This is a genomic window from Qipengyuania sp. JC766, from assembly GCF_040717445.1.
GTDB lineage: Bacteria > Pseudomonadota > Alphaproteobacteria > Sphingomonadales > Sphingomonadaceae > JC766.
The window spans coordinates 1,231,860-1,257,985 of record NZ_JBFEFL010000001.1; the positions used below are offsets into that span (position 1 = coordinate 1,231,860).

General features: G+C 66.7%; 30 protein-coding genes and 1 tRNA gene. 21 read left to right on the plus strand and 10 right to left on the minus strand.

What is annotated here, in order from left to right:
• The first annotated feature begins 106 nt into the window (after positions 1-106).
• The gene (locus tag AB1K63_RS06135) at positions 107-823 is read left to right on the plus strand and encodes a TonB family protein (protein ID WP_366959082.1); all 717 of its coding nucleotides are present in this window, start codon (positions 107-109) and stop codon (positions 821-823) included.
• A gap of 10 nt (positions 824-833) precedes the next feature.
• Here AB1K63_RS06135 and AB1K63_RS06140 read toward each other — a convergent pair whose 3' ends face one another.
• Positions 834-1,049: a hypothetical protein gene (locus AB1K63_RS06140; protein ID WP_366959083.1), complete on the minus strand. Its 216-nt coding sequence runs from the start codon at positions 1,047-1,049 to the stop codon at positions 834-836.
• A 97-nt stretch (positions 1,050-1,146) separates the two neighbouring features.
• Here AB1K63_RS06140 and AB1K63_RS06145 point away from each other — a divergent pair, with 97 nt between their 5' ends.
• The 3 genes from AB1K63_RS06145 (at position 1,147) to AB1K63_RS06155 (ending at position 4,036) form a co-directional block, all read left to right on the plus strand.
• Positions 1,147-1,548, plus strand: a complete 402-nt coding sequence (locus AB1K63_RS06145) for a DUF3597 domain-containing protein (RefSeq protein ID WP_366959084.1) — start codon at positions 1,147-1,149, stop codon at positions 1,546-1,548.
• 35 nt (positions 1,549-1,583) lie between these two features.
• Positions 1,584-3,446 carry a DUF885 domain-containing protein gene (locus AB1K63_RS06150; protein WP_366959085.1) on the plus strand — a complete coding sequence of 621 codons (1,863 nt, stop codon included), beginning with the start codon at positions 1,584-1,586 and terminating at the stop codon, positions 3,444-3,446.
• Positions 3,447-3,514: 68 nt separating this feature from the next.
• Positions 3,515-4,036 carry a YetF domain-containing protein gene (locus AB1K63_RS06155; RefSeq protein ID WP_366959086.1) on the plus strand — a complete coding sequence of 174 codons (522 nt, stop codon included), beginning with the start codon at positions 3,515-3,517 and terminating at the stop codon, positions 4,034-4,036.
• A 19-nt stretch (positions 4,037-4,055) separates the two neighbouring features.
• Here AB1K63_RS06155 and AB1K63_RS06160 read toward each other — a convergent pair whose 3' ends face one another.
• Both AB1K63_RS06160 and AB1K63_RS06165 read right to left on the minus strand, forming a co-directional pair.
• The gene (locus AB1K63_RS06160; protein ID WP_366959087.1) at positions 4,056-4,376 is read right to left on the minus strand and encodes a hypothetical protein; all 321 of its coding nucleotides are present in this window, start codon (positions 4,374-4,376) and stop codon (positions 4,056-4,058) included.
• 121 nt (positions 4,377-4,497) lie between these two features.
• The gene (locus AB1K63_RS06165; RefSeq protein ID WP_366960654.1) at positions 4,498-6,114 is read right to left on the minus strand and encodes a phosphoenolpyruvate carboxykinase; all 1,617 of its coding nucleotides are present in this window, start codon (positions 6,112-6,114) and stop codon (positions 4,498-4,500) included.
• A gap of 156 nt (positions 6,115-6,270) precedes the next feature.
• Between AB1K63_RS06165 and AB1K63_RS06170 the strand changes: the two genes are divergently transcribed.
• From AB1K63_RS06170 to AB1K63_RS06200, 7 genes are all read left to right on the plus strand, one after another.
• Entirely contained in the window at positions 6,271-7,038 is a 768-nt protein-coding gene (locus AB1K63_RS06170) for a response regulator transcription factor (RefSeq protein WP_366959088.1), read from the plus strand.
• Complete coding sequence (locus AB1K63_RS06175; RefSeq protein ID WP_366959089.1) at positions 7,031-8,599, plus strand: ATP-binding protein; 1,569 nt, start codon at positions 7,031-7,033, stop codon at positions 8,597-8,599. The genes AB1K63_RS06170 and AB1K63_RS06175 overlap by 8 nt, the downstream gene beginning before the upstream one ends.
• Positions 8,600-8,672: 73 nt before the next feature.
• The gene (rapZ, locus tag AB1K63_RS06180) at positions 8,673-9,608 is read left to right on the plus strand and encodes an RNase adapter RapZ (RefSeq protein WP_366959090.1); all 936 of its coding nucleotides are present in this window, start codon (positions 8,673-8,675) and stop codon (positions 9,606-9,608) included.
• 18 nt (positions 9,609-9,626) lie between these two features.
• Positions 9,627-10,040, plus strand: coding sequence for a PTS sugar transporter subunit IIA (locus tag AB1K63_RS06185; protein WP_366959091.1), 414 nt, complete (start codon positions 9,627-9,629; stop codon positions 10,038-10,040).
• Positions 10,037-10,315, plus strand: a complete 279-nt coding sequence (locus AB1K63_RS06190; protein WP_366959092.1) for an HPr family phosphocarrier protein — start codon at positions 10,037-10,039, stop codon at positions 10,313-10,315. Before AB1K63_RS06185 ends, AB1K63_RS06190 begins: the two co-directional genes overlap by 4 nt.
• Entirely contained in the window at positions 10,312-11,148 is an 837-nt protein-coding gene (locus AB1K63_RS06195; RefSeq protein ID WP_366959093.1) for an RNA methyltransferase, read from the plus strand. The genes AB1K63_RS06190 and AB1K63_RS06195 overlap by 4 nt, the downstream gene beginning before the upstream one ends.
• Before the next feature lie 89 nt (positions 11,149-11,237).
• Positions 11,238-11,750, plus strand: a complete 513-nt coding sequence (locus AB1K63_RS06200; RefSeq protein ID WP_366959094.1) for a hypothetical protein — start codon at positions 11,238-11,240, stop codon at positions 11,748-11,750.
• Here the strand turns inward: AB1K63_RS06200 and AB1K63_RS06205 are convergent.
• Together AB1K63_RS06205 and rmuC are read right to left on the minus strand one after the other, a co-directional pair.
• Positions 11,735-12,319 (minus strand): ferric reductase-like transmembrane domain-containing protein, encoded by a 585-nt coding sequence (locus AB1K63_RS06205; RefSeq protein WP_366959095.1) that lies wholly within the window; start codon positions 12,317-12,319, stop codon positions 11,735-11,737. The genes AB1K63_RS06200 and AB1K63_RS06205 overlap by 16 nt on opposite strands.
• Positions 12,320-12,709: 390 nt before the next feature.
• On the minus strand, positions 12,710-14,161 hold the full coding sequence (gene rmuC / locus AB1K63_RS06210) for a DNA recombination protein RmuC (RefSeq protein ID WP_366959096.1): 1,452 nt from the start codon (positions 14,159-14,161) through the stop codon (positions 12,710-12,712).
• 475 nt (positions 14,162-14,636) lie between these two features.
• Between rmuC and AB1K63_RS06215 the strand changes: the two genes are divergently transcribed.
• Positions 14,637-15,047 (plus strand): four-helix bundle copper-binding protein, encoded by a 411-nt coding sequence (locus AB1K63_RS06215; protein WP_366959098.1) that lies wholly within the window; start codon positions 14,637-14,639, stop codon positions 15,045-15,047.
• Between the two features lie 63 nt (positions 15,048-15,110).
• On the opposite strand, the gene AB1K63_RS06220 is transcribed toward AB1K63_RS06215, so the two are convergent.
• Together AB1K63_RS06220 and recR are read right to left on the minus strand one after the other, a co-directional pair.
• The gene (locus AB1K63_RS06220) at positions 15,111-15,677 is read right to left on the minus strand and encodes a peptide deformylase (protein WP_366959099.1); all 567 of its coding nucleotides are present in this window, start codon (positions 15,675-15,677) and stop codon (positions 15,111-15,113) included.
• 60 nt (positions 15,678-15,737) lie between these two features.
• Entirely contained in the window at positions 15,738-16,334 is a 597-nt protein-coding gene (gene recR / locus AB1K63_RS06225; RefSeq protein ID WP_366959100.1) for a recombination mediator RecR, read from the minus strand.
• A 52-nt stretch (positions 16,335-16,386) separates the two neighbouring features.
• On the opposite strand from recR, the gene fmt reads away from it, so the two are divergent.
• From fmt to AB1K63_RS06245, 4 genes are read left to right on the plus strand one after another with little or no spacing between them, the layout of a single operon-like run.
• On the plus strand, positions 16,387-17,292 hold the full coding sequence (gene fmt, locus AB1K63_RS06230; protein ID WP_366960655.1) for a methionyl-tRNA formyltransferase: 906 nt from the start codon (positions 16,387-16,389) through the stop codon (positions 17,290-17,292).
• A gap of 24 nt (positions 17,293-17,316) precedes the next feature.
• Positions 17,317-17,757, plus strand: a complete 441-nt coding sequence (locus AB1K63_RS06235; protein ID WP_366959101.1) for a hypothetical protein — start codon at positions 17,317-17,319, stop codon at positions 17,755-17,757.
• A 38-nt stretch (positions 17,758-17,795) separates the two neighbouring features.
• Positions 17,796-18,572: a tRNA pseudouridine(38-40) synthase TruA gene (gene truA, locus AB1K63_RS06240; protein ID WP_366959102.1), complete on the plus strand. Its 777-nt coding sequence runs from the start codon at positions 17,796-17,798 to the stop codon at positions 18,570-18,572.
• Positions 18,569-19,681: a zinc-binding dehydrogenase gene (locus tag AB1K63_RS06245; RefSeq protein ID WP_366959103.1), complete on the plus strand. Its 1,113-nt coding sequence runs from the start codon at positions 18,569-18,571 to the stop codon at positions 19,679-19,681. Before truA ends, AB1K63_RS06245 begins: the two co-directional genes overlap by 4 nt.
• A gap of 9 nt (positions 19,682-19,690) precedes the next feature.
• On the opposite strand, the gene AB1K63_RS06250 is transcribed toward AB1K63_RS06245, so the two are convergent.
• Positions 19,691-20,671 (minus strand): asparaginase, encoded by a 981-nt coding sequence (locus tag AB1K63_RS06250; protein WP_366959104.1) that lies wholly within the window; start codon positions 20,669-20,671, stop codon positions 19,691-19,693.
• A gap of 84 nt (positions 20,672-20,755) precedes the next feature.
• Here AB1K63_RS06250 and AB1K63_RS06255 point away from each other — a divergent pair.
• Positions 20,756-20,831 (plus strand) — tRNA-Val (locus AB1K63_RS06255).
• Positions 20,832-20,852: 21 nt separating this feature from the next.
• Here the strand turns inward: AB1K63_RS06255 and AB1K63_RS06260 are convergent.
• Positions 20,853-21,407, minus strand: a complete 555-nt coding sequence (locus AB1K63_RS06260; protein ID WP_366959105.1) for a TlpA disulfide reductase family protein — start codon at positions 21,405-21,407, stop codon at positions 20,853-20,855.
• Positions 21,408-21,444: 37 nt separating this feature from the next.
• Here AB1K63_RS06260 and argH point away from each other — a divergent pair, with 37 nt between their 5' ends.
• Genes argH through AB1K63_RS06280 form a run of 4 tightly spaced genes read left to right on the plus strand, consistent with a single transcriptional unit; the run spans position 21,445 to position 25,132 of the window.
• Positions 21,445-22,821 (plus strand): argininosuccinate lyase, encoded by a 1,377-nt coding sequence (argH, locus tag AB1K63_RS06265; protein WP_366960656.1) that lies wholly within the window; start codon positions 21,445-21,447, stop codon positions 22,819-22,821.
• A complete protein-coding gene (locus AB1K63_RS06270) occupies positions 22,821-23,060 on the plus strand; it encodes a hypothetical protein (RefSeq protein WP_366959106.1) in 240 nt (79 codons plus the stop codon). Before argH ends, AB1K63_RS06270 begins: the two co-directional genes overlap by 1 nt.
• Positions 23,061-23,063: 3 nt before the next feature.
• The gene (lysA, locus tag AB1K63_RS06275; protein WP_366959107.1) at positions 23,064-24,326 is read left to right on the plus strand and encodes a diaminopimelate decarboxylase; all 1,263 of its coding nucleotides are present in this window, start codon (positions 23,064-23,066) and stop codon (positions 24,324-24,326) included.
• Positions 24,314-25,132, plus strand: coding sequence for a bifunctional precorrin-2 dehydrogenase/sirohydrochlorin ferrochelatase (locus AB1K63_RS06280; protein WP_366959108.1), 819 nt, complete (start codon positions 24,314-24,316; stop codon positions 25,130-25,132). Before lysA ends, AB1K63_RS06280 begins: the two co-directional genes overlap by 13 nt.
• Here the strand turns inward: AB1K63_RS06280 and AB1K63_RS06285 are convergent.
• Positions 25,093-26,079: a MarR family transcriptional regulator gene (locus AB1K63_RS06285; RefSeq protein ID WP_366959109.1), complete on the minus strand. Its 987-nt coding sequence runs from the start codon at positions 26,077-26,079 to the stop codon at positions 25,093-25,095. The two genes, AB1K63_RS06280 and AB1K63_RS06285, sit on opposite strands and share 40 nt — an antisense overlap.
• Positions 26,080-26,126 lie beyond the last annotated feature (47 nt).

The window sequence follows — 26,126 nt, forward strand, 5'->3', positions numbered from 1 at the left end:
GCCGCGCAACAAGCTTGCGTGGCGAGAAATCAGGCGTTTGCAATATTGCCGTGATGTTGTATCATTTCCGAAGCTCGCCGCCAGTGCGGGCAGAAGGAGAGGCATCATGGCATACGTCGACAACACATCCGGATCCGAAAGAACCACCGCCATCGCGGGCGTCGCGCTCGTTCATGTCGGTATCGGTGCGGCATTGCTCGCAGGTCTCGCGACGTCCGTAATCGTCCCGCCGACCGCCCCCGCCCCGAAGGCGACGGATGTGTTCATCACCATCCCGCCCGCACCGCCCGAGCCGACGCAGACGGCAAGCGAGCGCGAGGTTCAGTCGCCCGACACGACGCCGCCCGTGCCCCACATTCCGCCTTCGACGAACGATCCGCTGACGGACACCCGGCAAACGACCGGTCCGGCACTTCCGAACGACGACTGGCTTTTCGAGGACCCCGGGACCGGAACCGCCACCGGCACGCCCGGCCCGACCGGTACGCCGTCGAGCCGTCCAAGCCCGACGCCTTCGCCGTCCTTCGACCCCGTCTCGGCCAGGCCGAGCAACGACGCGTCGCGCTGGATCCGCGATTCCGATTTCCGGACTGCGTGGATCAACCGCGGATACGAGGGCACCGTCGGTTTCCGCGTTTCGATCGATACGCGAGGCAGGGTTACCGACTGTGCCGTCACACGGGGCAGCGGATACGCGCCGCTCGACAGCGCGACTTGCAAGCTGGTCGCCGAACGCGCCCGCTTCACGCCTGCCCGCGACACGAAGGGTGCGACGGTATCCGGAACCTATACCGGCGCGGTGCGCTGGCAGGTTCCCAACTGACGGCGTTGCATCAACCCTCCTGCTTGGCCGTCTCCGCTTCCAGCTGTTCTAGCGGAGACGTGCCGACAGGGGTCGGGATGGTCCAGAGCGCGATGTTGCCAAGCCCGACGATCGCCAGGATCACCATCAGCACGGCCTGCTTCCGCTTCCCCCGCCGCCAGACGAAGATTGCGGCGACGAGCAAGGTGACGACGGCCAGCATCACGATCGAGAGAACGAGGTCCATCGCGCCTGACTAGCGCGGCGATGAAATTTCGCAACGCATTGCGGACCCCTCTCGCCATCCGGGCATTTCGGTAGGGCACGATCGATGGAGGATCATCATGGGAATTTTCAGCAGTATCAAGAACGCGATCTTCGGCAGCGACGAAGACGAGAAGGCTCCGGCCAAACCGGTTCCGACGCCGGCCCCGGCATCCGCGACGGCACCGGCGGCAACACCGCAGGCCGCGGCCGTGCGTACCAGCGAAGTAAGCACGGTGGATGTCGAGAACCGGCTTGATTCCATGCCCGGGGCCGACCGCCTCAACTGGCGGACGTCGATCGTCGACCTGATGAAGCTGATCAACGTCGATTCCGACTACGAAAGCCGCAAGGCGCTGGCACAGGAGCTGGGCCGCCCGGAATACGAAGGCAATGCGCAGGACAACCTCTGGCTGCATCGCAAGACGATGCAGGAACTCGCGCGTAACGGGGGCAAGGTCCCGGCGGAATTCCTCGACTGATTGACTTGCGCGAACGAGCGGGCCACGCTCGCCCGATGAGCAGACAACAGTTTGAAATCTCGCGCCGTCAGGCCCTTACGGGGCTTGGCGGCGTTTCCGTCATGGCGCTGGCATCGGGCTGCGTGCCGACCGGCGGCATCCGCGAAGGCGCGATCGGGGAGGCCAACCGGATCGGGGCGAACCGCCTCTTGGAACAGGTGGCCTACAACCTGCTGGAGCACGAGCCGGAGCGGGCCACTTCGCTCGGCGTCGATACCGGGCAGTACGCATATATGCGCTCGCAGCTCGAGGACCAGTCGCAGGCGGGGCAGGATGCCTTCGCCGCGACCATGCGGCAGGACCTGCAGCGCCTGCGGGCCTTCCCGCGCGAAGGGCTGGATGCCGAAACGGTCACCAGTTTCGAAGTGACCGAAAGCGCCTACGAGCTCGCGCTCGACGGCATGGCACTGCCTTATGGCGACGTTCCCGTGGGCAGCTGGCGGACCGCGCCTTACGTCGTTATCCAGAACGTGGGCAGCTATCTCGACTTGCCGCGCTTCATGGATTCTACGCATCCGCTCGAGGACGGCGACGATGCCGACGCCTGGCTGGCGCGCCTGGATGCGATACCCGACGTCCTTGCCGGAGAACTGGACAGGATGAAGGCCGCGCGCGGCATGGGCGTGGTCCCGCCCGACTTCCTGATCGCGAAGGCCGTGCCGCAGCTACGCAGCACGTTGCAGGATGCGATGAACGGCGAACTTTTCGTCGCACAGGCGCGCGAGCGGCTGGCGGACAAGCCGTTCGGCACCACGACCCTGACCCGGGCGGAAGCCATCGTCACGGGTCCCGTCGCGCGGGCTCTCGAGGCGCAGCTGGCCGAGCTTTACGAGGAGCAGAAGACCGCGAAGAGCGATCCCGGCATGTGGGCGCAACCACAGGGCGAGGAGTGGTACGACTGGGCCCTTCGGTCGAGCACGACGACGACGCTGAGCCCCGACGAAGTCCATCGGCAGGGACTGGAGGAATTGCGCGTCCTGCACGCGCAGATGGATCCGATCCTGCGCGAGATCGGCTATACCGACGGGACCGTGGGTGCGCGCATGCAGGCGCTGAGCCAGGACGAACGGTACAAGTTCGCCGAGGGCGATCCGGGCCGGACCGAGATCATGGCCTTCATCCGCGAGCGGATCGACTGGATCACGGCGCAAATGCCGCGGGCGTTCAACACGCTCGTCGATCCGAACCTGGAAGTGCGCCGTCTGCCCCCGGCGGAGGAACCGGGCGCGCCGGGCGCCTATGGCGGCGCGGGCAGCAAGGACGGCACCATTCCCGGCCGCATGTGGATCAATTTGCGCACCACGGACCTGCACCGCAAGTACGATCTCGCGGACCTGACCTATCACGAGACGATCCCGGGCCATGTCTGGGAGGGCGAATACTCGAACCGCCTGCCGCTCATCCGCAGCATCCTCGCCTTCAATCCCTTCAGCGAAGGCTGGGCCCTTTATGCCGAGCAGATCGCGGACGAACTGGGCGCATACGACGAGTTCAAGGTCGGTCGCCTCGGCTATCTCCAGAGCCTCGCCTTCCGCGCATGCCGCATGGTCGTCGATACCGGGCTCCATTCGAAGCGCTGGAGCCGGGCCAAGGCGGTGGACTTCTTCGTGACCGAGAACGGTTCGAAGCGCGAGGAAGTCGAGAGCGAAGTTGATCGCTACTGCAGCTGGCCGGGACAGGCGACCGGATACAAGCTGGGTCACAGCGAGATCGTGAACCAGCGTGGCCGCGCGCAGCAGGCGCTTGGCGAAGCCTACGATTTCAAGGGTTTCAACGACGCGGTGATCCTTGGCGGCAACGTCCCGATGAACGTGCTGACGAAGAACGTGGACCGCTATATCGCGAGCGGACGGACCTAACCTTCCGCAAGGACGGAACGGAGACCCTCCGGCGCGCGTCGCACCGGTGACGCAAGAAGGGGGAAATTATGTTCGTCGACAACGCCACGCTCGATGCGCTCATTAGGGGTGCGGTGCTGGGCGCCATCGCCCTCGTTTTCGTGGTCGTCCTCGTCCGGATCACCGGATTGCGCTCGCTGTCCAAGATGACGAATTTCGATTTCGTCATGACCGTCGCGCTCGGCTCGCTGGTGGCAGGCGGTGCACAGGCGACCGAGTGGACCACCTACCTCCAGATCGGGGCGGGCATGGTCGGCCTGTTCCTTACGCAGGTTCTGGCCGCACTCCTCCGCAGGTCCTCCGAGACCGCCGAATCGGCCATGCAGAACCAGCCGGTGCTGCTGATGCGCAACGGGGAGTTCTGCGAGACCGCGCTCGAATCCACGCGCGTCGCGAAGTCGGACGTCATTGCGAAGCTGCGCGAGGCGAACGTCCTCGACTACGCGCAAGTGCGCGCGGTCGTCCTGGAGACGACCGGCGATGTCAGCGTGCTGCATGGCGAGGATCTGGACGAGCAGATCATCGCCAATGTCGCGAACATGGAACGGTAGCGGAGCTTCCGCCGCGTTCCTACTTCTTGCCGAACAATCCGCCGGCCATGCCGAGGATGTCGTTCACCGGATTGCCGTCGCCATCCTTGTCCAGCATCGTCGAAAAGCGCGTCAGGCTTCCTTCGCCGCCGATCGCGTCCCTGATCTGGTCCAGGATCCCGGCATCGAGCCCGGTCTTCTGCGCCGCCAGTTCAACCGTGTCGCCGTCCTTCTGGTGGGATTCGCCAAGTGCCGCGACCGCCTTCGCCGCCATTTCCGGATCGATCCCGAACTTCTCGGCCATGTTGACGATTTCCGGATTGCCGGAAACCTGACCCAGTATGCTGTCAAAGAGACCCATGCTCGCACTCCATGATTTCGTTCGCGCCCCGCGGACGTCATGCCGCAGGTTCGCCACAGAGGAAAGGCCCCGCATCTGGTCGATGCGAGGCCCCCTCTCCCTACCCGCGTACGGGTAGAACTCAGGCGGCTTGCGGTGCCGCGTCGCGAACGCCCTGGTCGACATGGCTTTCGAACTCGGCGAAATTGTCGACGAACAGCTGGACCAGCTTCTGCGCGGTCGCGTCGTACTCTTCCTTGTCCGCCCAGGTGCTGCGCGGATCGAGGATCGACTGGTCGATCCCGGCCTCTTCCAGCGCAGGAACGGAAACCGGAACCTCGAACCCGAAATTCGGGTCCTTGCGGAATTCGACGTCTTCCATCTTGCTGTCGAGCGCCGCGTTGAGCAGCACCCGCGTCGCCTTGATCGGCATGCGATGGCCCGTGCCGTACTTGCCGCCCGTCCAGCCGGTGTTGAGCAGCCAGCACTGCACCCCGCCCTTCGCAATCCGCTCCTTGAGGAGATTGCCGTAGACGCTGGGGTGACGCGGCATGAACGGCGCGCCGAAGCAGGTGCTGAAAGTCGCTTCGGGTTCGGTCACGCCGATCTCGGTCCCCGCGACCTTGGCCGTGTAGCCCGAAAGGAAGTGGTACATCGCCTGGTCCGGCGTCAAGCGTGCGATCGGGGGCAGCACGCCGAAGGCATCGGCGGTGAGCATCACGACGTTGCTCGGCACCGGGCCGAGGTTCTTCTCGCTCGTGTTCGGGATGTACTCGATCGGGTAGGCGCCGCGCGTGTTCTCCGCGAGCGAGTTGTCGTCGAAATCGAGTTCGCGCGTGCTGGCGTCCATCACGACATTCTCCAGGACCGTGCCGAACATCCTGGTGGTCGCGTAGATTTCCGGCTCGGCTTCCTCGCTGAGGCGGATCATCTTGGCGTAACAGCCGCCTTCGAAGTTGAAGACCGCGGTGTCCGACCAGCCATGCTCGTCATCCCCGATGAGCGTACGGCTGGCATCGGCGCTGAGCGTCGTCTTGCCGGTCCCGGAAAGGCCGAAGAACACCGCCGTCTTGCCGTCGGGTCCGATATTGGCGCTGCAATGCATCGGCATGACGCCGTCTTTCGGCAACAGGTAGTTGAGGATGCCGAAGACGCTCTTCTTCATCTCGCCGGCATACCGCGTCCCACCGATTAGGATCAGCTTTTCGGACAGGTTCACCGCGATCACGGTTTCGCTGCGGCAGCCGTGACGTTCCGGATCGGCCCGGAAGCTCGGCAGGTCGATGATCGTGTATTCCGGTGCGAAGTCCGCAAGTTCCTCGCGCGTCGGGCGGACGAGCAGCGTGCGGATGAAGAGATTGTGCCAGGCCAGTTCGTTGATCACCCGGACATTGACCCGGTGTTCCGGCTGCGATCCGCCGAACAGGTCCGCGACGTACAGCGCATCCTTGCCGCCCAGCGCGTCCATGAAGTCCGCCTTGAGGTTCGCGAAATGCTCCGGCGACATCGGCACGTTCACCTTGCCCCACCAGACGCTGTCCTCGGTTTCCGCATCGCGGACGATGAACTTGTCCTTCGCGCTGCGACCGGTCTTCGCACCCGTTTCGACCACCAGCGCGCCGTGCTTGCTGAGGCGCCCTTCACCGTCCGCCACGGCGCGTTCCACGAGCTCGGCAGTGCCGAGATTGGGGCGGATTTCGGCAGTGGTGCCGAAGCCCTGGTCCGACAGCGAAACATGAAGCGGCGTGGTCACACTGATCTCCAGCAACGGTAAAGAGGATGGCACCTGCGCGAGTCGCGTGCATAGGTATGCAGGAGCCGACGGGGTCCGCATAATGGGGCGTCGCGGGGCCGTCAAACCCACGCTTTGTTACGGCGCGTTGTTTTACCGCAATTTCCGTTCTAACTGCCGTGGATGGACGAACCGCAGGGCACCCCGGCCGACGCCGCCTCCGAGAACCGGAACGCGCAAGTCATCGCGCTGGTCGACGACGACCGCAACATCCTGACCACGGTTTCCATCGCGCTGCAGGCGGAAGGCTATACCACCCGCCTCTATTCGGATGGCGAGGCGGCGCTGAAGGCGCTGCTAGAGAACCCGCCCGACCTGGCCGTATTCGACATCAAGATGCCCAAGATGGACGGGCTCGAACTGCTGCGCCGGCTGCGCGAGCATTCCGCCCTGCCGGTCATCTTCCTGACCAGCAAGGACCAGGAGCAGGACGAGGAAGTCGGCCTCGAACTCGGTGCTGACGACTACATCGCCAAGCCGTTCAGCCTGCGCCTCCTGCTGGCGCGGATCCGCGCGATCCTGCGCCGGGCGGACCCCCAGCCGGAAAGCCCGGAGGGCGAGCGCGCGCAGAGCGAACCGGAATCGGGCGGCAGGTTCGCGCGCGGCCGGCTTTCGATGGACCCGGCGCGCCACCACGTCACCTGGGACGGCAGGCCCGTGTCCCTGACCGTTACCGAGTTCCTGATCCTGGAAGCCCTCGCGGTGCGGCCCGGCGTCATCAAGTCGCGCAACCTTCTAATGGATGCCGCCTATCCCGACGACGTGTTCGTCGACGACCGGACCGTCGACAGCCACATAAAGCGGATGCGCCGCAAGTTCCGCTCCGTCGATCCGGAATTCGGCGCGATCGAGACGCTGTACGGTGCGGGGTACAGCTTCACCGATGGCTGAACGGTCCATCGGCCAGCGGCTGGAGCGGCTGAGCTGGTCCGGCCGGATTTCGCTCACCTCCCGCATCCTCGCGGTCAACCTCCTCCCGCTGGCGCTGCTGGGGGGCGGCATCTTCTATCTCGACGGTTATCGCAAGCAGCTGCTCAACGAGCGGTACAAGCTGGCGCGGATCGAGGCGCAGATCACGGCCGAAGCGCTCGCCGGGGCCACGCGCGAAAGGCAGGATGCCCTGCTGGTCCAGATCGGCAAGGAACAGGGCATGCGCCTGCGCATGTTCGAGCCCGACGGCAACCTGCTGGCGGACAGCTTCGTCCTCGACGAGCCGACCTTCACGCTGGCCGACCGCGAGCCTGACCAGTGGGAAGAAAACTTCGCGCTCTGGCTGGACAACGCAGTGAACACGGTCGTCTCCTCAAGGCCCATCCCCGACTATGTCGAACCGGAAGGCACCACGGCCGATGCCTGGCCCGAACTGGTGCGCGCCCGCGAACAGGGCCTCAGCCAGATCGAGTTGCGCGATCTCCCCGACGGCACGCCGGTCATCACCGCGGCGGCCCCTGTGGGCATACAGGGCGCGACACTGCTGACCACGCGTAACGCAGTCGACATCACGGAGTCCGTGCGCGCGGCCCGTTCCACGCTCGGCGTGTCGGTGCTGCTGGCCCTTTTCGCGTCAATCCTCCTTTCGCTCTACCTCGCCCGTACCATCGTCTCGCCCCTACGCGCGCTATCGCGGGCGGCCGTGCGCGTGCGGCAGGGGCGCGACCGCGATGTCGAGGTGCCGCGCCTGCCGGAGCGCAAGGACGAGATCGGCCTCCTGGCGCGCGCCGTTTCCGACATGACAGACGCGCTGCGCCACCGGATCGACGGCGTGGAGCATTTCGCGGCCGACGTAGCGCACGAAATCAAGAACCCGCTCGCCTCCTTGCGCAGCGCCGTCGAGTCGCTTGGCTCGGTCGAGGATCCGGAGCTGCGCCGGCAATTGCTCGACATTGCCAATCACGATGTCCGGCGCATCGACCGGCTGGTCACGGAAATCTCCGACGCAAGCCGCATCGATGCGGAGATTTCCCGCACCGAATTCGAAATGGTCCAGCTGGACACGCTGACCGAAGCGATCATCGAGAGGCGCGAGAACCGCGAGGAGAACGAGGGCCGCACCGTCGCCCTCTACACTTCGATGGAAAGTGCCGTGGTGCGCGGCGTGCCGATGCGGCTGGAGCGGATCGTCGAAAACCTGCTCGACAACGCCGTTTCCTTCTCCCCGCCCAAGGGCCAGATCGACGTGACGATCGCGATCCTCGACGAAGTGGTCACCCTTTCGGTCAGCGACGAGGGGCCCGGCATCGGCGTGGAAGCGCGCGACAAGATCTTCGACCGGTTCCACTCCGATCGTCCGGAGGCGGAGGACTTCGGCAATCACAGCGGCCTCGGCCTGGCGATCGCGCGGACCATCGCGGAAGCGCACGACGGGTCGCTGGAAGCGATCGATAGGCCTGACGGCAAGCCGGGCGCCTGCCTCCTGCTGACCCTGCCGAACCCGCGCAAGGGCCGCGATTGACGGGCCCACGCCATCCGCCCGCAAGGGTTAAGGGCCTTTATTCATCCCGTCTCGTGGCGCACATCCGGTCGCGATGATGCCCGATTCGCCATCCGATGACGATCCTCGCCAGCGTGTCCTGCTGGTCACGGGCCTTTCGGGCGCCGGCAAGACCACCGCCCTGCGCGTGCTGGAGGACATGGGCTGGGAAGCGATCGACAACTTCCCCATCCGGCTTCTGGGGCGCCTCGTCGGCAAAGGGACCGAAAGTACCACGCGCGATCCGCTGGCGATCGGCTTCGATTCCCGGACCCGCGGCTTCGTGCCTTCCGCCGTCATAGACTCGGTCAAGCAGCTCGCCCGGCGCGAGGACCTGCTGGTCACCACCCTGTTCCTCGACTGCGGCAGCGGCGAGCTTGAGCGCCGCTACAACGAGACCCGCCGGCGCCATCCGATGGCACAGGGGCGTCCGGTGCGCGTCGGCATCCAGGCGGAGCGTGAACTGCTGGAGCCGCTGCGGCGCTGGGCCGACGCGGTGATCGACACGACCGACTTTTCCTCCAACCAGCTGCAGCAGGCCGTGCGCGAGCAGTTCTCCGGCACCGCGCCGCAGGAAATGTCCGTCATCGTGTCCAGCTTCGGTTTCGCACGCGGCACACCGCCTCTTGCCGACCTCGTCTTCGACATGCGCTTCCTCGACAATCCGCACTGGGTGGAGGAACTGCGCGAGAAGACCGGGCTCGATCCGGAAGTGGGCGAACACATCGTGCAGGACGAGGCCTTCGACACCGTCTTCGGCCAGATCCGCGACCTCTTGCTGACACTGCTCCCGCGATACCGGGCGCAGGGGAAAAGCTACGTCAACATCGCCTTCGGCTGTACCGGCGGGCGGCATCGCTCCGTCTTCACGGCGGAACGCATGGCGCAGGTCTTGCGCGAATCCGGCTTTTCGCCCACGGTCCTGCACCGCAATCTGGCTTCGCGCGCTGCGGACGAGATCGAACGACCTCAGCTTGGGCAAACTACCTAGGACGTACTCCTTTTTCCCATGATCGGATTGATCCTCGTCACTCACGGCCGGTTGGCCGAAGAATTCGTTCACGCCATGGAGCACGTGGTGGGCGGTCAGGATGCAATTGCCACGGTGTGCATCGGCCCGCAGGACGACATGGAAGAGCGCCGCGGCGAAATCGCGTCCGCGATCGAGGCGGTCGACAGTGGCAGCGGCACGATCGTGCTGACCGACCTGTTCGGAGGCACGCCCAGCAATCTGGCGATTTCCCTGATGGAGCCCGGCCGGGTGGAAGTCATCGCCGGGATCAACCTGCCGATGCTGATCAGGCTGGCCGGCGCGCGCAAGGAAAACGACGTGCTGACGACGGTCCGCGCTGCGCGCGATGCGGGTCGCAACTACATCACCATCGCGTCTGAACTGCTCGGCGCGGATGCGGGGCGCGGATGACGGCGGTCACGTGCACCGTCACGATCGTGAACCAGCGGGGCCTGCACGCCCGGGCCAGCGCGAAGTTCGTCGGTGAAGTCGCCGCCCTGCCCGAAGGGACCAGGGTCACCGTGTCGAAGGACGGAAGCGCCGCGCCCGGCGATTCCATCCTCGACCTGATGATGCTGGGCGCGGCCAAGGGTAACGAGGTGCAGATCGCGGTCGAAGGACCGGACGCGGACGCGGTTCTCGCCCGGCTGTGCGCGCTGGTCGAAGACGGGTTCGGCGAAGAGTGACCGACGGCCCGCGCGATTCCGACCGTCACCGCATCACCGGATTTTCCAACCCCACGGTCAAGTTCCTCCGATCCCTGCGGGACAAGAAGCATCGCAGACGCGCGGGCAAGTTCCTGGCCGAGGGGCTGCGGCTGCTGACCGACGCGCTGGAGACGGGCCGCGTGCCGGAAATGCTGGTGATGGCGACCGAGCGCGCGCCCCACCCTCTGCTCCGGACGCTGGAGCAGGAAGTGATTCGCGCCGGCGGGCTGGTGGTCGAGACGTCGGACGAGATCCTGTCCAAGATTACCGGCAAGTCCAACCCGCAGGCGGTGGCGGGGGTCTTCGCGGAATTCGATACCTCGCTCGCCGCAATCGACAGGCATTCCGCCGACATCTGGCTGGTGGCGCAGGCGCTGCGCGATCCGGGCAATCTGGGCACGATGCTGCGCACCGGCGATGCGGTGGGCGCCGGCGGCCTGATCCTGCTCGACGACTGCACCGATCCTTTCGCGGTCGAGGCCGTGCGCGCGAGCATGGGCGCGATCTTCACCCAGCGGATCGCCCGCGCCCGGTGGGACGAGTTCCTCCCCTGGCTGCGCGGCGACGGCGAAGGCGGCGGGCAACTGGTGGCCGCCAGCCTGCGCGATGCGGTCCCCTATCGCGGCGCACCCTACCGCGCGCCCTGCTTCGTCATGGTCGGCAACGAGTCCCAGGGCCTGCCGGAGGAATACGAGGCGGCCTGCGACCTGAGAGTGACGATGCCGATGCGCGGGCGCGCCGATTCGCTCAATGCGGCGATGGCGGCGGCGGTGCTGGCATACGAGGTGCTCGACACTCTGGAGCGCGCCTGACGCTGCGCACAGGAGAGGCGGCGAGAAAAGGGTTTGTCTCGCGCGCTGCCGTGTTATTGCGACCCCGTTGCAACAAAAGGATACCCCCAATGCGCACATATTTCCTCGCCGCGGCCCTTTGCGGAACCGCCCTCACCCTTTCCGCCTGTGGCGATACCACCGATGAATCGTCCGCCGACGCCACGATGACCGACGCCGAGACCCCGGCCGCCGACGCCATGACGGGCGAAGCATCCACCATTCTCGACGCGAACAGCGCGACCGCGGAACAGCTGGCCGGTGCCGAAGGCGTTCCGGCCGCACTCGCCGAAGCGATCGTCGCGGGCCGCCCCTACGCCAGTGCCACCGCGTTCAACGCGATGCTCCTGGAAACCGTGTCCGAAGCCGAGGCCGAGGAAATCCGGACCAGCGTCTTCGTGCCGATCAACCTCAATTCGGCGAGCGAGGAAGACATCGCGCTCATCCCGGGTATGACCGACCGCATGATCGGCGAATTCCTCGAATACCGTCCCTACGAGGACATGGCCGAATTCGACCGCGAGATCGGCAAGTATGTCGACGAGGCCGAAGTCGCCCGCCTGCGCAGCTACGTCACTCTCTGACGGGCCTGCAAGGCCACCCGTACCAGTTCGACCACGGTCAGGATCGCGATGTGGATCCAGGCCGTGGTCGGATCGAAGGCCGACAGCACCCAGTGCACGAAGGTCAGGATCGCCGCGGGATAGACCAGGCGATGCAGTTTCTTCCAGGTCCGCTTCAGCCGCCGCACGGCGACATCGTTGGACGTGACGGCGAGCGGCAGGAACAACGCGAAGGCGAGCCAGCCGGTGAGCAGGTAGGTCTCGCCCAGTTCGGCCAGCACGGTCGCCACCGCGCCCTTGTGCCATAGGTACACCGCCAGGTGACCGGCCGCATAGGCGAAGCTGCCCACCCCCAGATCGCGCCGCCGGCGCATCAGCCAGGCAGTCCATTTGGCCCTGCGGAAGACCAGCCGGACGGGCGTGACCGCCAGTGTCGCCATGAGCAGCCAGGCCGCCCACTTGCCGCTGTCCTTGATCGCGTGGCCATAGCCGTAGGCGTCGGGCGTGAAGGCCCAGAGCCCGAGGATGGCGATCGCGGGGATGGCAAGGACCAGCCACAGCAGCGGACGTGAATTCAACGCGGATTTCATGCCGTCCTCCATGCGACCGAACCGACCGCTTGTCGCCCCCTGTTACCGCCGGCGGAGAGGCGGCGGTTGACACCGACCGGGGCCTTTTTCGAAACACCATCCCGCACCGTTTCCAGTCCCTCGAAGTCGGACCCTTCCGTGGGGCGGAGATATGGCGATGCCGGATTTTCGTTCACTGCCAGTGGGTTGCCTCGATTTTCTCAGACCATATCGACGAATGCCCGTCATCGGGTAGCGCCGCATTGAACCCCTTCCCCACCTCGGCGGTGTCACCTTCCAGGGAATGGTACCTTACGCCCGATCGCCGCAGCCGGGTTGGACCCAATATCGTCCACCCGGCCCGCGATACCCGCGTGGCTAGCAATTTCGCGGCATGTAGGACAGCGCGACTTATTCCGCCGCCTCGCTGTCTTCCGCTTCGCTGAAATTGGACAGGCGGCGCGGCTGGTGGCCGATGGGGAGCGCTTCGGGCAGGTCCTTGGCGGACGTGTCGATGCTCAGCTTCTCGAAACGCTCGCCCGTGCGCCTCAGATTGGTGTCGAAACTCCCGACCAGCGCATCGAAGCTGGTGTTGGCCTTTCCAAGGTCCCGGCGCAGATTGCTCATGTGGCGAGCCACGACGCCCAATCGGTCGTAAAGCTCCTTGCCCAGTTTCGCGATCTCTTCCGCGTCGGCCTGTACGCCGGCCTGCCGCCATACCGTCGCCACGGTCATCGCGATCGACATGAAGTTGAGCGGGCTGGACAGCACGACGTTGTGGCGCAGCGCGAAGTCCAGCAGGCCCTCGTCCTGCATCAGCGCCGCGTAGAGCACGTGTTCGCCCGGCACGAACATGACCACGAAATCGGCCGATCCGTCGACATTGTCCTGGTACCGCTTCGCGGCCAGCGCTTGGACATGGGTGCGCAGCTCGCGCGCGTGCTTGCGCAGCAATTCGTGCCGCTGTTCCTCGCTGTCCGCCTCGTTCGCTTCCTTGTAGGTGTTGAAGACGTTCTTCACGTCGACGATCAGCTTGCGCCCGCCCGGTATGTTGATGATCGCGTCGGGGCGCAGGTCCTGCCCGTCGGCCCCCTTGATCCCGACCTCGCGCTTGAAATCGGTCCGGTCGCGCAGGCCGCAGCTTTCGAGCAGGTTCTCGAACTGCAGTTCGCCCCAGTCGCCGCGCGCCTTGGTCGCGCCCTTCAGGGTCGTGGTGATGCGATTGGCGCCTTCCACGACCCGTTCCTGCCCGGCGCGGACCTCGCCGATCACGCCCTGCAGCTGGTGGTACGCTTCCGCCCGGTTCTTCTCGATCTCGTCGATCCGCCGGCGATAACGCTCCAGCGTCTCGCCCACAGGGCCGACCTTCTTCTCCAGTTCGGCGAGACTTTCCTTGTTGAGCGTCGCCAGGTGCGACTGCGCGCCTTCGAGGAACTTGGACTGCGCACCGGCCAGCATCTTCTCGCCGATCTCGTTGAACTTCGCCTGCAGCTTCTCCTCGGCTTCGACCAGCCGGGAAAGCTCGCGCTCGAAATGCTTCTCGCGCTCCAGATAGCGGTCCTCCGCCGCTTTCTCGCGCGCCGCGGCTTCGCTGCGGAAGGATGCGAGGTCGGCCCTGAGACCCTCGCGCTCGGTCCGCACCGCGTCGAGCTGCTCCGCCAGCGCGTCGGCACGCGCGGCACGGTCGCTCATGGTCGCGAGTTCGGGCGTCATGCGCGACAGCTTCTCCGCCAGATCCCGCGCCTCGGCATCGCGCTCCTTGTGCCGGGTCTTCCAGTCCGCGACCGGGCGCGAGCCGGCGAACCAGCCGAGCCCTCCCCCGACCAGCAGGGCGATGAGAATATAGATTAGGTTGAGGTCCATTTATCGTTTCCCCATTCAGCCGAGCCACCGCTGGGAGCTGAGACAATCATTTGTCTTTCCCGCTTTGGGGCTGGCGAATTAAGCCGCCAGCCCCGCAGCGGGTCAGTTACAGCAATGAAAGGACAAAAAGTCTTTCACTGCCTCGGCTTCGGAAGAAAATCCCACAGCCGAACTATACAAGAATGCCTTTCCGTTGCCGGAAATTCGATGCCAATGGCATGCCGCATTCACCCACTGCAAAACGTAAGGCGGAACCATAGTGGCTCTCCTTTTTTTGCGAGTTGTGGGTGCTTCGGCGGGGGTCGTTCGGAAACGTAGCAGAGGCAGGGTCAACGACCCCACATATCTATCGCTTTTGTCCGAAACGGTTTGACCGCGTCAGCCTCTCATTGATGGATGAAACAAAAATAGAACGCAAGAGTACCGATGGAACAAATCCCCCGCCCCGTTCGCTCGGTCAGCGAAGGAGAAAATCATGTCGATCAAGGAAATGATCCAGGACCACCCCGCGGTCGGGGACGATTACAACGACGAGCTGGGCGAGGCGGTCAAGCACGCCATGTACGGCGCGGCGATCATCAACAGCTGCGCCGATGCGTGCCTCGCGGAAGAGGACGCGAAGGACCGCGCCGAATGCGTGCGCCGGTGCCTCGATGCGAGCGATGCCTGTACCGCGTTCTATCGCATGGGCAGCCGCCGGACCGGCGGCAATGTCGCGGCGATCAAGGCGATCGGCGCCGCCGCGATCATCGCCTGCGAACAGTGCCACGAGCTATGTTCGAAGCATGACGATCCGCACTGCAAGCGCTGCGCCACGATGTGCGAGGAAGTCATCCGCGACGTGAAGAAAGCGGTCCAGCTGATGTCGGAAAACCGCCACGGCTGAACGCCGCGCGGACATTCCGGTCCAGATGCAAAAAGCCCCGCACAATGGCGGGGCTTTTTCGTGTCAGGCGGCCTTGCGCAGCTTGTCGAGCTTCTTGAGCGCCATGTTGCGCTTCAGCCGGCTGAGGTGGTCGATGAACAGGATGCCTTCGAGGTGGTCCATCTCGTGCTGGATGCAGGTGGCCATCAGGCCGTCGAGGTTTTCCTCGTGCACCGTGCCGTTCAGGTCCTGATACCGCACGCGGCAGGTGGCGGGCCGGTCCACGTCGGCGAAGATGTCGGGCACCGAGAGGCAGCCTTCCTGGTAGGTCGCCAGGTCCTCCGCCGGGTCCAGGATTTCCGGATTGATGAAGATCCGCGGTTCCTTCTTCGTGGCCGGATGGGTGTGCTTGTGCCCGTTGTGCTCGCATTCCACCGGCGGCGCGTCGGGATCTTCGGGCTGGAGGTCGATCACCAGCACGCGCTTGGGCACGCCGACCTGGATTGCGGCGAGGCCGATGCCGGGGGCGTCGTACATGGTTTCGAACATGTCCTCGACGAGCGTCTTCAGCTCGTCGTCGAACTCGGTCACGGGTTCGGACACGGTCTTGAGCCGGGGGTCCGGCACTTCTAGGATTTCGCGGATTGCCATGGTGCGCAATTTAGGCCGGGCGGGCGCGGATTACAACTTCCCTGCTGCGCCGTCGCGCGGTCAGCCGAGCGGCCGGCGGGCGCGCAGGGCCTGCGCCAGCGTGCCCTCGTCCAGATAGTCCAGTTCCCCGCCCACCGGCAGGCCGTGCGCCAACTGCGTGATCCGCACCGGGTGGCCTTCCAGCCGTTCGGCGATGTAATGGGCGGTGGTCTGCCCTTCCAGCGTGGCATTCATCGCCAGCACCACCTCGTCCACTCCGCCGCCCGATACGCGTTCCAGCAGTTCGCCGATTGTCAGGTCTTCCGGCCGCACCCCGTCGAGCGCGGAAAGCTTGCCGCCGAGGACGTGATAGGTGCCGGAAAACAGCTTTGCCCGGTCGAGCGCCCAGAGATCCGCCACGTCCTCCACGACGCAGATGGACTTCGCATCGCGGCGGGGATCGGCGCAGATGCCGCACGGATTGCGCGTGTCGACATTGAAGCAGATGTCGCATTCGACCAGCGTGTCGCGCACGGCGCCCAGCGCATCGAGCAATTGCGGCAACGCCTGTTCGCGCCGCTTGACCAGCCACAGGACTGCGCGGCGCGCGCTGCGCGGTCCCAGCCCCGGCAAACGGGCCAGCGCGGCCGAAAGCTGCTCGATCTCTTGCGATGCCATGAGCCGGAAGATAGGGCCGGCGCGCACGTCACGAAAGGCTTGGCCGGTCCTTATGCGCATCGTCTTCATGGGAACCCCGGAATTCGCGGTACCGACGCTGCGCGCGCTCGACCACGCGAACCACGCGATCATGGCCGTCTATACCCAGCCGCCCCGGCCGGCGGGGCGCGGCAAGAAGCTGCAGCCTTCGGCCGTCCAGCTCGAGGCGGAGACGCTGAGGATGGAGGTGCGCACCCCGAAATCGCTGAAGTCTGAGGAAGAACAGCAGCGTTTCGCCGCGCTGGAGGCGGATGTCGCGGTGGTCGCGGCCTACGGCCTGATCCTGCCGCAGGCGATCCTGGACGCGCCCCGCCATGGCTGCCTCAACGTCCATGCCTCCATCCTGCCCCGCTGGCGCGGCGCCGCGCCGATCCACCGCGCGGTGATGGCGGGCGATCCGACGACCGGTGTCACGATCATGCAGATGGAAGCGGGCCTCGACACCGGCCCCATGCTGGCGACCGTCCGCACGCAGATCGGCGACAAGACGACCGGCGAACTGACCGCGGAACTGGCGGAAAAGGGCGCGCAGCTGATGGTCGGCACGCTGCGCGACCTGAAGATCCACGTTCCCGTGGCACAGGACGATGCCGACGCGACCTACGCGCCCAAGATCGACAAGGGGGAAGCGCGGATCGACTGGAGCAAGCCGGCGGACGAGGTGGTGCGGCACATCCACGGCCTCGCCCCCTTCCCCGGCGCCTGGTGCGAAATCGAGGGCGAGCGGGTCAAGATCCTGACGGCGGAACGCGCGGACGGAGCCGGAACGCCCGGTGAAGTGATCGACGCGGACCTGGCGATCGCCTGCGGCGACGGGGCCGTCCGGCCGCTGACCGTCCAGCGCGCGGGCAAGCCGAAGACGGACCGGGCCGCATTCCTGCGCGGCCGGCCCGTGGCCGAGGGGACGCGGCTCGACTGATTTGCAACTGGAAGGGGGAAGTCCATGAAAAAGCACAATATCGCTGTGGCCGTGGCCACGATCGCACTCACGGCCTGTTCGGCCGCGGGGGCACCCGACACCGGCGGCGCCGACGTGCCCGACGGGCTGATCAGCTGCGTGATGGACGATTACGACGGCACGGGCGCTTCGGTCACCCAGCCCTTCCTGCTGATGGACGGCGCGGTGAAGCGATATGCCCAGACGCAGAACGTCGCTTTCGACCTGTGCGAGCCGGGACAGGAGAATTGCAGCCTCGGCATCGTGGACGGCAACATCGAAATGGACTGGACCGCGCCCTCGGGACACCGGTCGCAATATTCGGTCGATCTCGACGCGCTCACGATCGAGGCGCGCGAGGCGAAGCCGGGCGAGGAGCTGCGCGACATCGCGTTCGAAGGCCGGTGCGAGCGGCTGCCGCTTCCCGAAGGGCTGCAGACCCCCTGACGGCTTGCGCGGCGGCCATGCTGGTGTAGCAGGCCGGCATGACCCGGTTCGCGCTGACCCTGGAATTTGACGGTACGCCCTTCTTCGGCCTGCAGCGGCAGAAGGACGGGCCGAGCGTCCAGCAGTCGGTCGAGAACGCGGCCCATGCCGTCACGGGAGAGCGCGTCACGCTGCACAGCGCCGGGCGCACCGATGCCGGCGTGCATGCGCTCGCCATGCGCAGCCATCTCGACATCGCGAAGGACATGACGCCGTTCCGCCTGATGGAGGCGCTGAACGCGCACCTGCGGCCCGATCCGGTGGCGGTGACCGATTGCCGCATCGTGCCGGACGACTGGCACGCCCGCTTTTCCTGCACCGGCCGCGCCTATCTCTACCGGATCGCCAATCGCCGCGCGCCACTGACGCTGGAGCGGGACCGCGCCTGGCTGGTGCCGCAGCCGCTCGACCACGAGGCGATGCATCGCGCGGCGCAGGCGCTGGTCGGGCAACACGATTTCACCACCTTCCGCTCCGCCCATTGCCAGAGCGACAGCCCGGTCAAGTCGCTCGACCGCATATCAGTACGGCGGGCCAAGAGCGAATATGGGGGCGAACACGTGATAGTGGAAACCGGCGCGCGCAGCTTCCTGCACCACCAGGTCCGTTCCATGGTCGGGTGCCTCGCACTCGTCGGCATGGGCCGCTGGAACGAAGCGCGCATCGGCGAGGTTCTGGAAGCGAGGGATCGCCAGCAACTGGGGCTCAATGCCCCGCCGCACGGCCTGTATTTCGTACACGCACACTACCCCGAGGAGGAGGAAACCCCATCATGAGCACCACCGGAAAGCAGATCTTCACCACGCTCGCAGCGGACGGCACGCTGACCGTCGAAGTCGCGGAAACGACCTTCCCCGAACCGACCGGCAACCAGGTGCTGGTGAAGATGGAAGCGGCGCCGATCAATCCGTCCGACCTTGCCCTGCTGTTCGGTCCGGCCGACCTGGAGAACGCGCAGTACAGAGATGGCAAGATCGTCGCGACGATGCCGGAACCCTTCAACAGCGGCGCGCGCGGCCGCCATGGCCAGCGTCTGCCGGTCGGCAACGAAGGTGCCGGCGAAGTGGTCGCCGCCGGCGACAGCGACATGGCCCGCGCCCTCATCGGCAAGCGGGTGGCCTGCGTCCCGGGCAATGCCTTCAGCCAGTACGCCATTGCCGATGCCGGCATGTGCCTGCCGCTGGGCGACATTTCCAGCCGGGACGGCGCGAGTGCCTTCGTCAACCCGATGACTGCGCTGGGCTTCGTCGAGACCGCGCGCATGGAAGACCAGTCCGCGATCCTGCACACGGCCGCGGCCTCGAACCTGGGTCAGATGCTGGTCAAGATCTGCCAGGAGGACGGCGTTCCGCTGGTCAACATCGTGCGCCGGCAGGAACAGGCGGACATGCTGAAGGGCATGGGCGCGGAGCATGTCGTCAATTCCTCCGACGACGATTACCGCGAGCAGCTGCGCGCCGCGATCGACGCGACCGACGCCTATTTCGGCTTCGATCCGATCGGCGGCGGCAAGGCGGTGGACGAGGCGTTCAAGGCGATGGAGCAGGTCGCCGCGGGCAAGATGAAGGAATACAGCCGCTACGGCTCCAACCAGCAGAAGAAGATGTACATCTACGGACGGCTGGACCTCGGACCGACGATCCTGACCCCGTCATACGGCTTCGGCTGGACGCTTTCGGGCTGGCTGCTGACCCCGTTCCTGCAGCAGGCGGGCGGCGAGACCATGATGCGCATGCGCCAGCGCGTGCTGGACAACCTCACCACCACCTTCGCCAGTTCCTACAAGCAGGAAGTCACGCTGGAAGGCATGCTGGAAAAGGACGCGGCGCTCGAATACCGGGCGATGAAGACCGGCGAGAAATACCTGGTCGTCCCGCACGGATAGGGTCGGCGTTCAGCGCCGGTCGAATTCGGCCTGGACCTGCGCCGGATCGCGGATTCCGTCCGCGATCAGCAGCTTGACCAGCATCACGGCCTTTTGCGGATTGAGCGCGCGGGCGGCGACGAAGCGATTGGCTTCGTCCTCGCCCTCGCGGTCCACCAGCCCCTCGTCGGCGCGGCTCGCGCGGACGACCACGGTGCCGCCCTTCGCTCGCTCCGCCAGCAGGGTCCGGACCGCGTCGGGCATGTTCCCTTCCCCCACGCCCGCCACGACGATTCCCGCCGGGTCGGCCGAAAGCTGCCGCGCGACCGCATCGGCGCCGATGCCGGCGTGGATGTAGACCAGCGCGACATCGGGCAATGCGTCGTGCCAGCGGCGGCGGGCGTCCTCGCCTGTGCGCCAGGGCGCGCCGAACCAGTCCAGGCTGTGCGGAGTGACCATGCCCACGGCGTCGCGCGGGAAACCGCGAAAGGCCTCGATCCCGCGGGTCGCCGCCTTGCGCACGTCGCGCGCGGCGAAGATCCGGTCTCCCATGCCGACCAGCACCCCGCGCCCGGCCGCCTCGGGATGCCCGGCGACGCGGACCGCGTTGGTGAAGTTGCGCAGGCCGTCCGACCCGACGGCATCGGCCGCGCGCATCGCGCCAACGAGCACGACGGGCTTGGTGCTCGGCAGCGTCTCGTCCAGCAGCAGCGCGGTTTCCTCCACCGTGTCGGTTCCGTGGGTGATCACGATGCCGTCGCATGCTGGGTCCGCCATCCCGGAGACCGTTTCGCGGTGCAACCGGTTCCAGACGTCCTGCCCCATGTTTTCCGAACCGATCGCCGCGATCTGGCGACCGGTCAGCTGCACGTCGAGCGCCATCTCGCCCATCTGTTCGAGGAACGCCTCGATCGCGATCTGGCCGGGCCGGTAATCGCGCGCGGTGGGCGATCCGCCGGTTCCGGCAATGGTGCCTCCGGTGGCGAGGACGAGGATGCGGCTCTGGGTCATGCGCAAGGCCCTAGCCGCCATGCGCAAGGTGGCAATTGATTTTGGCCCGGATCACGCTATGTGCCCACCCTTCCGACATGGTCGGGGCGATTAGCTCAGTTGGTAGAGCATCTCGTTTACACCGAGAGGGTCGGCAGTTCGAGCCTGTCATCGCCCACCATTTCCGGCCTTTTCCAAGCCGTCACTGGTCCGCGATTGCCGCCGCGATCGCCTCGCGCGCTTCCGCGCTCGACCAGTCGTAGTCGCCGGTCACGCGCCAGATTTCCGTCCCGTCCGGGCCGTAGAGCACGGTCGTGGGCAGGACGATATTGCCATAGGCCAGTGCCAGGCTGTTCGTCGGATCGACCCAGCGGGTCAGGTTGGCGAAGCCGAATTCCGCGAAATAGGCGTCCACTTTCGGGATGTCCGCTTCCACGTCCTGGCTGACGGTCAGGACGCGCAGATCGCCCTCCATGTCCCCGGCCAGCTCGTCCAGCAGCGGCATTTCCTTGCGGCACGGCGCGCACCATGTGGCCCACAGGTTCACCAGCAGCGGCCGGCCCTGCAGCGCGGCGGTGTTCACCGTGTCGCCATCGGGATCGACCAGCTCCGCGGCCGGCAGCAGGTCGCCCGCGCGGCTCGCGTCGATCTCTCCGGTTATGGGTGTGCTCGCCCGCTCGTCTTGCGCAGTGTCGGGCGGGCCATTATCGCACCCGGCCAGCGGGACAGTCAGGACGGCGAGTGTGAGCGAGACCAAGGGCAGCGAACGGGACGGCAAGGCAGGCTCCAACAGGATGTGGGGCGGCAGGTTCGCACAGGGACCTAGCGCGGTCATGCGCGAAATCAACGCCTCCATTCCGTTCGACAAGCTGCTCTGGCGGCAGGACATCCGCGCCTCGCAGGTCCATGCCCGGATGCTGGCCGACCGGGGCATCATCTCGGCCGCCGACGCCGAGGCGATCCACGACGGGCTGGACACGATCGCGGACGAGTACGAGCGCGACGGCGTGCCCGAGGACTGGGACCTCGAGGATATCCACATGACGGTGGAAAGCCGCCTGACCGAGCTGATCGGACCGGCTGCCGGACGGCTGCACACCGCACGCAGCCGCAATGACCAGGTCGCGACCGATTTCCGCATGTGGGTGCGCGAGGCGAGCGACGCGGCCATCGCCGGGCTCGACGCCCTGCGCGCCGCGCTGGTGCGCCGGGCGGGCGAACATGCGGACAGCGTGATGCCCGGCTTCACGCACCTGCAGACCGCGCAGCCGGTGACGCTGGGTCACCACCTGCTCGCCTATTTCGAGATGACCGGTCGCGACCAGTCGCGCTTCGTCGACGCGCTCGACCGGGCGGACGAATGCCCGCTTGGCAGCGCCGCGCTCGCCGGGACGGGTTTTCCGATCGACCGGCACCAGACCGCGCGCGAACTCGATTTCTTCGAACCGACCCGCAACAGCCTCGACGCGGTATCCGACCGCGACTTCGCACTCGATTACCTGATGGCGGCCAGCCAGTGCGCGCTGCACCTGTCCCGCCTGGCGGAGGAAATGATCATCTGGGCCAGCCAGCCCTTCGGCTTCGTGCGGATGCCGGACACGCTGAGCACCGGGTCCAGCATCATGCCGCAGAAGAAGAACCCGGACGCCGCCGAACTGGTGCGCGGCCATGCGGGCCGCATCGTCGGGTGCACGACCGCGCTGATGGTGACGATGAAGGGCCTGCCGCTCGCCTATTCCAAGGACATGCAGGACGACAAACCTCCGGTCTTCGAAGCGGCGGCGCTGCTCGAGCTGTGTCTGGCCGCGATGACCGGCATGGTGGCCGAGTGCACGTTCGACACCGACCGGATGCGCGAGGCGGCGGAGCGCGGCTATGCCACCGCGACCGACCTTGCCGACTGGCTGGTGCGCGAAGCCGACATCCCATTCCGCGAGGCGCACCATATCACCGGTGCCGCCGTGAAGCTGGCGGAACAGCGTCAGGTGGCGCTCGACCGGTTGCCGCTGGAAGACCTGCAGGCGATCGACGGGCGGATCGACGAACGCGTCTTCGCCGCCCTGTCGGTCGATGCGTCGGTCGCGTCGCGAGCCTCCTATGGCGGGACCGCGCCGGAACAGGTAAGGCAGCGCGTCGCCGAGGCGCGCGAGGCGCTGGGACTGGAGGACTGATGCGAACTGCCCTGCTTCTGACCGCCGCGCTGGCGCTGGCCGCCTGCGGCAGCAAGACCCAGCTGGAACCCGCCGCGGGCGAAAGCCTACCCGTGGCACCGCGCGGGGCCGACGCCCCGCCCGAAGCCGACGAACTCCTCGAACTCGATCCCCAGGCCGCGCCGGAGCGAAGCACCGAATTGCGCGAACGGTCCGAGGATCGCGAGGACGATCCTTTCGACCTCCCGCCGCCAGAGTAAGCCTTGGACCATTTCGCACTGAAGGACGGCGTCCTGCACGCCGAAAACGTCGCCCTGCCCCGCATCGCGCAGGAGGTGGGCACGCCGGTCTACGTCTATTCGCGCGGCGCACTGGTCGCACAGGCGCGCGCGTTTCGTGACGCCCTGTCCGAACTCGACGATCCGCTGATCGCGTTCGCGGTCAAGGCCAACCCGAACCTTGCCGTACTGAACGTGCTGCAGCGCGAGGGATACGGGGCGGACGTGGTGTCCGGCGGCGAGATGCGCCGCGCGCTGACCGCCGGGATCGCGCCCGACAAGATCGTGTTTTCCGGGGTCGGCAAGACCCGGGCGGAACTGGAACTGGGGCTGGACGAGCGGATCGGGCAGTTCAACATCGAGTCGCGCGAGGAAGGCCACGAGCTCGCGGCGCTCGCGGCGGCGCGCGGGATCCGGGTCGATGCCTGCCTGCGCGTCAATCCGGATGTCGATGCGAAGACCCACGAGAAGATCTCGACCGGGAAGGCGGAGAACAAGTTCGGCGTGCCGCTGTTGCGCGCACGCGAAGTGTTCGCCGAACTGGCCGCGCTCGACGGAATGAACCTGCGCGGCGTGGCGATCCACATCGGCAGCCAGCTGAGCGACCTGGAGCCGCTGGAAACCGCCTTCGCCAAGATCGACACGCTTGTCGCGGACCTGCGCGCATCGGGCTTTGCGATCACCCATGTCGACCTGGGTGGCGGCCTCGGCGTGTCCTACCGCAAGGACGAGGTAGTCCCGACGCCGGCCGAATACGGCCGCATGGTCGCACGAATGACGAAGGGCTGGGACGTGCGCCTGACCTTCGAGCCCGGCCGCCTGATCGCCGGCAATGCGGGTGTCCTCCTGACCCGCGTCGTGCGCGTGAAGCGAGGCGGCAACGGACCGCCTTTCGTCATCGTCGACGCGGCGATGAACGACCTCGCGCGCCCGGCCCTCTACGGCGCCTGGCACGATTTCGACGCCGTCGAACCGAGCGGGGAGCGGATGACGGCGAACATCGTCGGCCCGATTTGCGAGACGGGCGACACCTTCGCCACCGACCGCGATTGCGACGCGCTGGAAAGCGGTGACCTGGCCGTGTTCCGGACCGCCGGCGCCTACGGGGCGAGCATGGCGAGCAGCTACAATTCGCGCGGCTTCGTGGCCGAGGTGCTGGTCGACGGGGACAGGTACGCGGTCGTGGCGGACCGGATCGATGCCGCCGCGATCATGGACGCGGAGCGCGTGCCGGAATGGCTGGCATAGGCAGCCTGCCCCTGTTCCACCGGATTGCGGGCACCCGCGTGGTGCTGGTGGCCGAAGGGGACATGGGCGATGCGAAGCGGCGCCTGATCGAACGGGCGGGCGGCATCCCCTGCGGCGAAGCCGAAGCGCATTACGCGAAGCTGGCCTTCGTCGCGCTGGACGATGCGAAGGACGCCGAAAAGGCGGCGCTGCGGCTGAAGCGGATGGGCCTGCTGGTCAACGTCGCCGACCGTCCGGAACTGTGCGACTTCACCACGCCCAGCATCCTCGACCGCGAGCCGGTGCTGGTGGCGGTCAGCACGTCCGGCGCTTCGGCGGGCCTCGCCAAGCAGCTGCGGCTGCGCCTGGAAACATTGCTGCCGCAATCGCTCGGCCGGCTGGCGACGCGGCTGAACGAGGAGCGCGAGCGCCTCCGTGCCCGCTGGCCCGACGGGCAGGAGCGTCGCGGTGCGCTCGACGCGGCGCTTACCTCCGGCGGACCGCTCGATCCGATGCAGGACGGGGCGGACGAGCGGTTCGATGACTGGCTTTCGGACACGGACCATGCCTCCGCGCCCGAGGTCCGGACGATAGAACTCGCCAGCGCCGACCCGGACGATCTGACCATCCGGCAGGCGCGGTGGCTGGGCACGGCGGACACGATCGTGCACGACCCGGACGTGCCCGCCGCCATCCTCGCGCGCGCGCGGGCCGATGCGGCGCGCATCCCGGCATCGGATCCGCGCGACCCGATGCCGGGCCTGACGGTTATCCTGCGGGGCCCGGATCAGGCGGCGAAGACGGCCGCCTCCTTGTCCGCGAAGTAGCGCGCCATCGCCTCCGCGGCATCGTCGCTCAAGGCGATGAAGGTGCGACGTTTGTCCATCTCGTCCGCTTCGCGCACCAGTATGCCGTCCTCCACCATCTGCGTGATCCAGCGCAGCGCGGTGGTCGGCGGCACGTGGGCGGCGATGCACAGGGACGTAACGGACACCCTGGTGTGTTCGGCCCGGGCGGCCGTCAGGTCGAGCAGCATGTCCCACGCAGGATCTGCGAACAGCGCATCGTCGAACAGCGCCGCGCGCGAGCGTCGCTTGGCAATGACCTTGCGCACCAGCGCCGCGTCCGGCAGCGGCGGGCGCGGCTGGCGGATGTAGGCGCGATCTTCCCCGGCAGGCTTGAAAGCCGGGTCGGGCGAGCGGAACCGGAACGCCCCGCCATCGGCCGCAAGCCCCTGCGCATTCGCCAGTTCGAGCTGGCGGGCGAGCTGCCCCACCTGCTCCGTCAGGCGCAGCAGGCTGATCCGGTCCTCCTCCCCGAACTCGCGCAGGCGCGCGTCGGGTACGCGGGACAGGGCCCGGCCAAGCGCGACGACCCGGTCCCCCCGGCCAGGATCGACCAGCACGGGCGCCGCGCTGAGCGACAGGCAGCCGAAGACCGCGTCGAGCGCGTCCAGCGTAGTCGAAACCAGCAGCCGCGCATCGCACCGGCCCGCGCGCATGTCCGCCCGTTCCAGCGCGGCCAGGCTGCGCGCATCGTCCGCTGGGCAATCGACCAGCACGATATCGCCCAGCGCGCGTGCTTCCCCTTCCAGCAGCAGGTCCAGCCCGCCGACCTGCCCGACGCGCAATCCCGCCGCCAGCGCATCGTCGCGCATCTGGTCGCGCAAGGCCGGCCGGTCGGCGAAGACCGAAACGAACAGCGGCAGGCCGGCGGCATCGTTGGCGGCGTCCGCAACCGTTTCGTTCACGGAATAATCGTACTGGGCCTGCATGGATCGACTCCTGTTCTGGTATGAACAGGAGTAGAACAAAACGGGAT

Bases quoted from the DNA above. Each gene is read 5' to 3' on its own strand.
- AB1K63_RS06250 (WP_366959104.1), bottom strand. From the start codon at position 20,671: ATGACCCAGAGCCGCATCCTCGTCCTCGCCACCGGAGGCACCATTGCC.
- AB1K63_RS06175 (WP_366959089.1), top strand. From the start codon at position 7,031: ATGGCTGAACGGTCCATCGGCCAGCGGCTGGAGCGGCTGAGCTGGTCC.
- AB1K63_RS06155 (WP_366959086.1), top strand. From the start codon at position 3,515: ATGTTCGTCGACAACGCCACGCTCGATGCGCTCATTAGGGGTGCGGTG.
- AB1K63_RS06205 (WP_366959095.1), bottom strand. From the start codon at position 12,319: ATGAAATCCGCGTTGAATTCACGTCCGCTGCTGTGGCTGGTCCTTGCC.
- truA (WP_366959102.1), top strand. From the start codon at position 17,796: ATGACCCGGTTCGCGCTGACCCTGGAATTTGACGGTACGCCCTTCTTC.
- AB1K63_RS06150 (WP_366959085.1), top strand. From the start codon at position 1,584: ATGAGCAGACAACAGTTTGAAATCTCGCGCCGTCAGGCCCTTACGGGG.
- AB1K63_RS06170 (WP_366959088.1), top strand. From the start codon at position 6,271: ATGGACGAACCGCAGGGCACCCCGGCCGACGCCGCCTCCGAGAACCGG.
- AB1K63_RS06220 (WP_366959099.1), bottom strand. From the start codon at position 15,677: ATGGCAATCCGCGAAATCCTAGAAGTGCCGGACCCCCGGCTCAAGACC.
- rapZ (WP_366959090.1), top strand. From the start codon at position 8,673: ATGATGCCCGATTCGCCATCCGATGACGATCCTCGCCAGCGTGTCCTG.
- AB1K63_RS06185 (WP_366959091.1), top strand. From the start codon at position 9,627: ATGATCGGATTGATCCTCGTCACTCACGGCCGGTTGGCCGAAGAATTC.
- AB1K63_RS06140 (WP_366959083.1), bottom strand. From the start codon at position 1,049: ATGGACCTCGTTCTCTCGATCGTGATGCTGGCCGTCGTCACCTTGCTC.
- AB1K63_RS06215 (WP_366959098.1), top strand. From the start codon at position 14,637: ATGTCGATCAAGGAAATGATCCAGGACCACCCCGCGGTCGGGGACGAT.
- AB1K63_RS06285 (WP_366959109.1), bottom strand. From the start codon at position 26,079: ATGCAGGCCCAGTACGATTATTCCGTGAACGAAACGGTTGCGGACGCC.
- AB1K63_RS06145 (WP_366959084.1), top strand. From the start codon at position 1,147: ATGGGAATTTTCAGCAGTATCAAGAACGCGATCTTCGGCAGCGACGAA.
- AB1K63_RS06280 (WP_366959108.1), top strand. From the start codon at position 24,314: ATGGCTGGCATAGGCAGCCTGCCCCTGTTCCACCGGATTGCGGGCACC.
- AB1K63_RS06200 (WP_366959094.1), top strand. From the start codon at position 11,238: ATGCGCACATATTTCCTCGCCGCGGCCCTTTGCGGAACCGCCCTCACC.
- AB1K63_RS06270 (WP_366959106.1), top strand. From the start codon at position 22,821: ATGCGAACTGCCCTGCTTCTGACCGCCGCGCTGGCGCTGGCCGCCTGC.
- rmuC (WP_366959096.1), bottom strand. From the start codon at position 14,161: ATGGACCTCAACCTAATCTATATTCTCATCGCCCTGCTGGTCGGGGGA.
- AB1K63_RS06160 (WP_366959087.1), bottom strand. From the start codon at position 4,376: ATGGGTCTCTTTGACAGCATACTGGGTCAGGTTTCCGGCAATCCGGAA.
- AB1K63_RS06190 (WP_366959092.1), top strand. From the start codon at position 10,037: ATGACGGCGGTCACGTGCACCGTCACGATCGTGAACCAGCGGGGCCTG.
- argH (WP_366960656.1), top strand. From the start codon at position 21,445: ATGTGGGGCGGCAGGTTCGCACAGGGACCTAGCGCGGTCATGCGCGAA.
- AB1K63_RS06235 (WP_366959101.1), top strand. From the start codon at position 17,317: ATGAAAAAGCACAATATCGCTGTGGCCGTGGCCACGATCGCACTCACG.
- AB1K63_RS06245 (WP_366959103.1), top strand. From the start codon at position 18,569: ATGAGCACCACCGGAAAGCAGATCTTCACCACGCTCGCAGCGGACGGC.
- fmt (WP_366960655.1), top strand. From the start codon at position 16,387: ATGCGCATCGTCTTCATGGGAACCCCGGAATTCGCGGTACCGACGCTG.
- AB1K63_RS06135 (WP_366959082.1), top strand. From the start codon at position 107: ATGGCATACGTCGACAACACATCCGGATCCGAAAGAACCACCGCCATC.
- recR (WP_366959100.1), bottom strand. From the start codon at position 16,334: ATGGCATCGCAAGAGATCGAGCAGCTTTCGGCCGCGCTGGCCCGTTTG.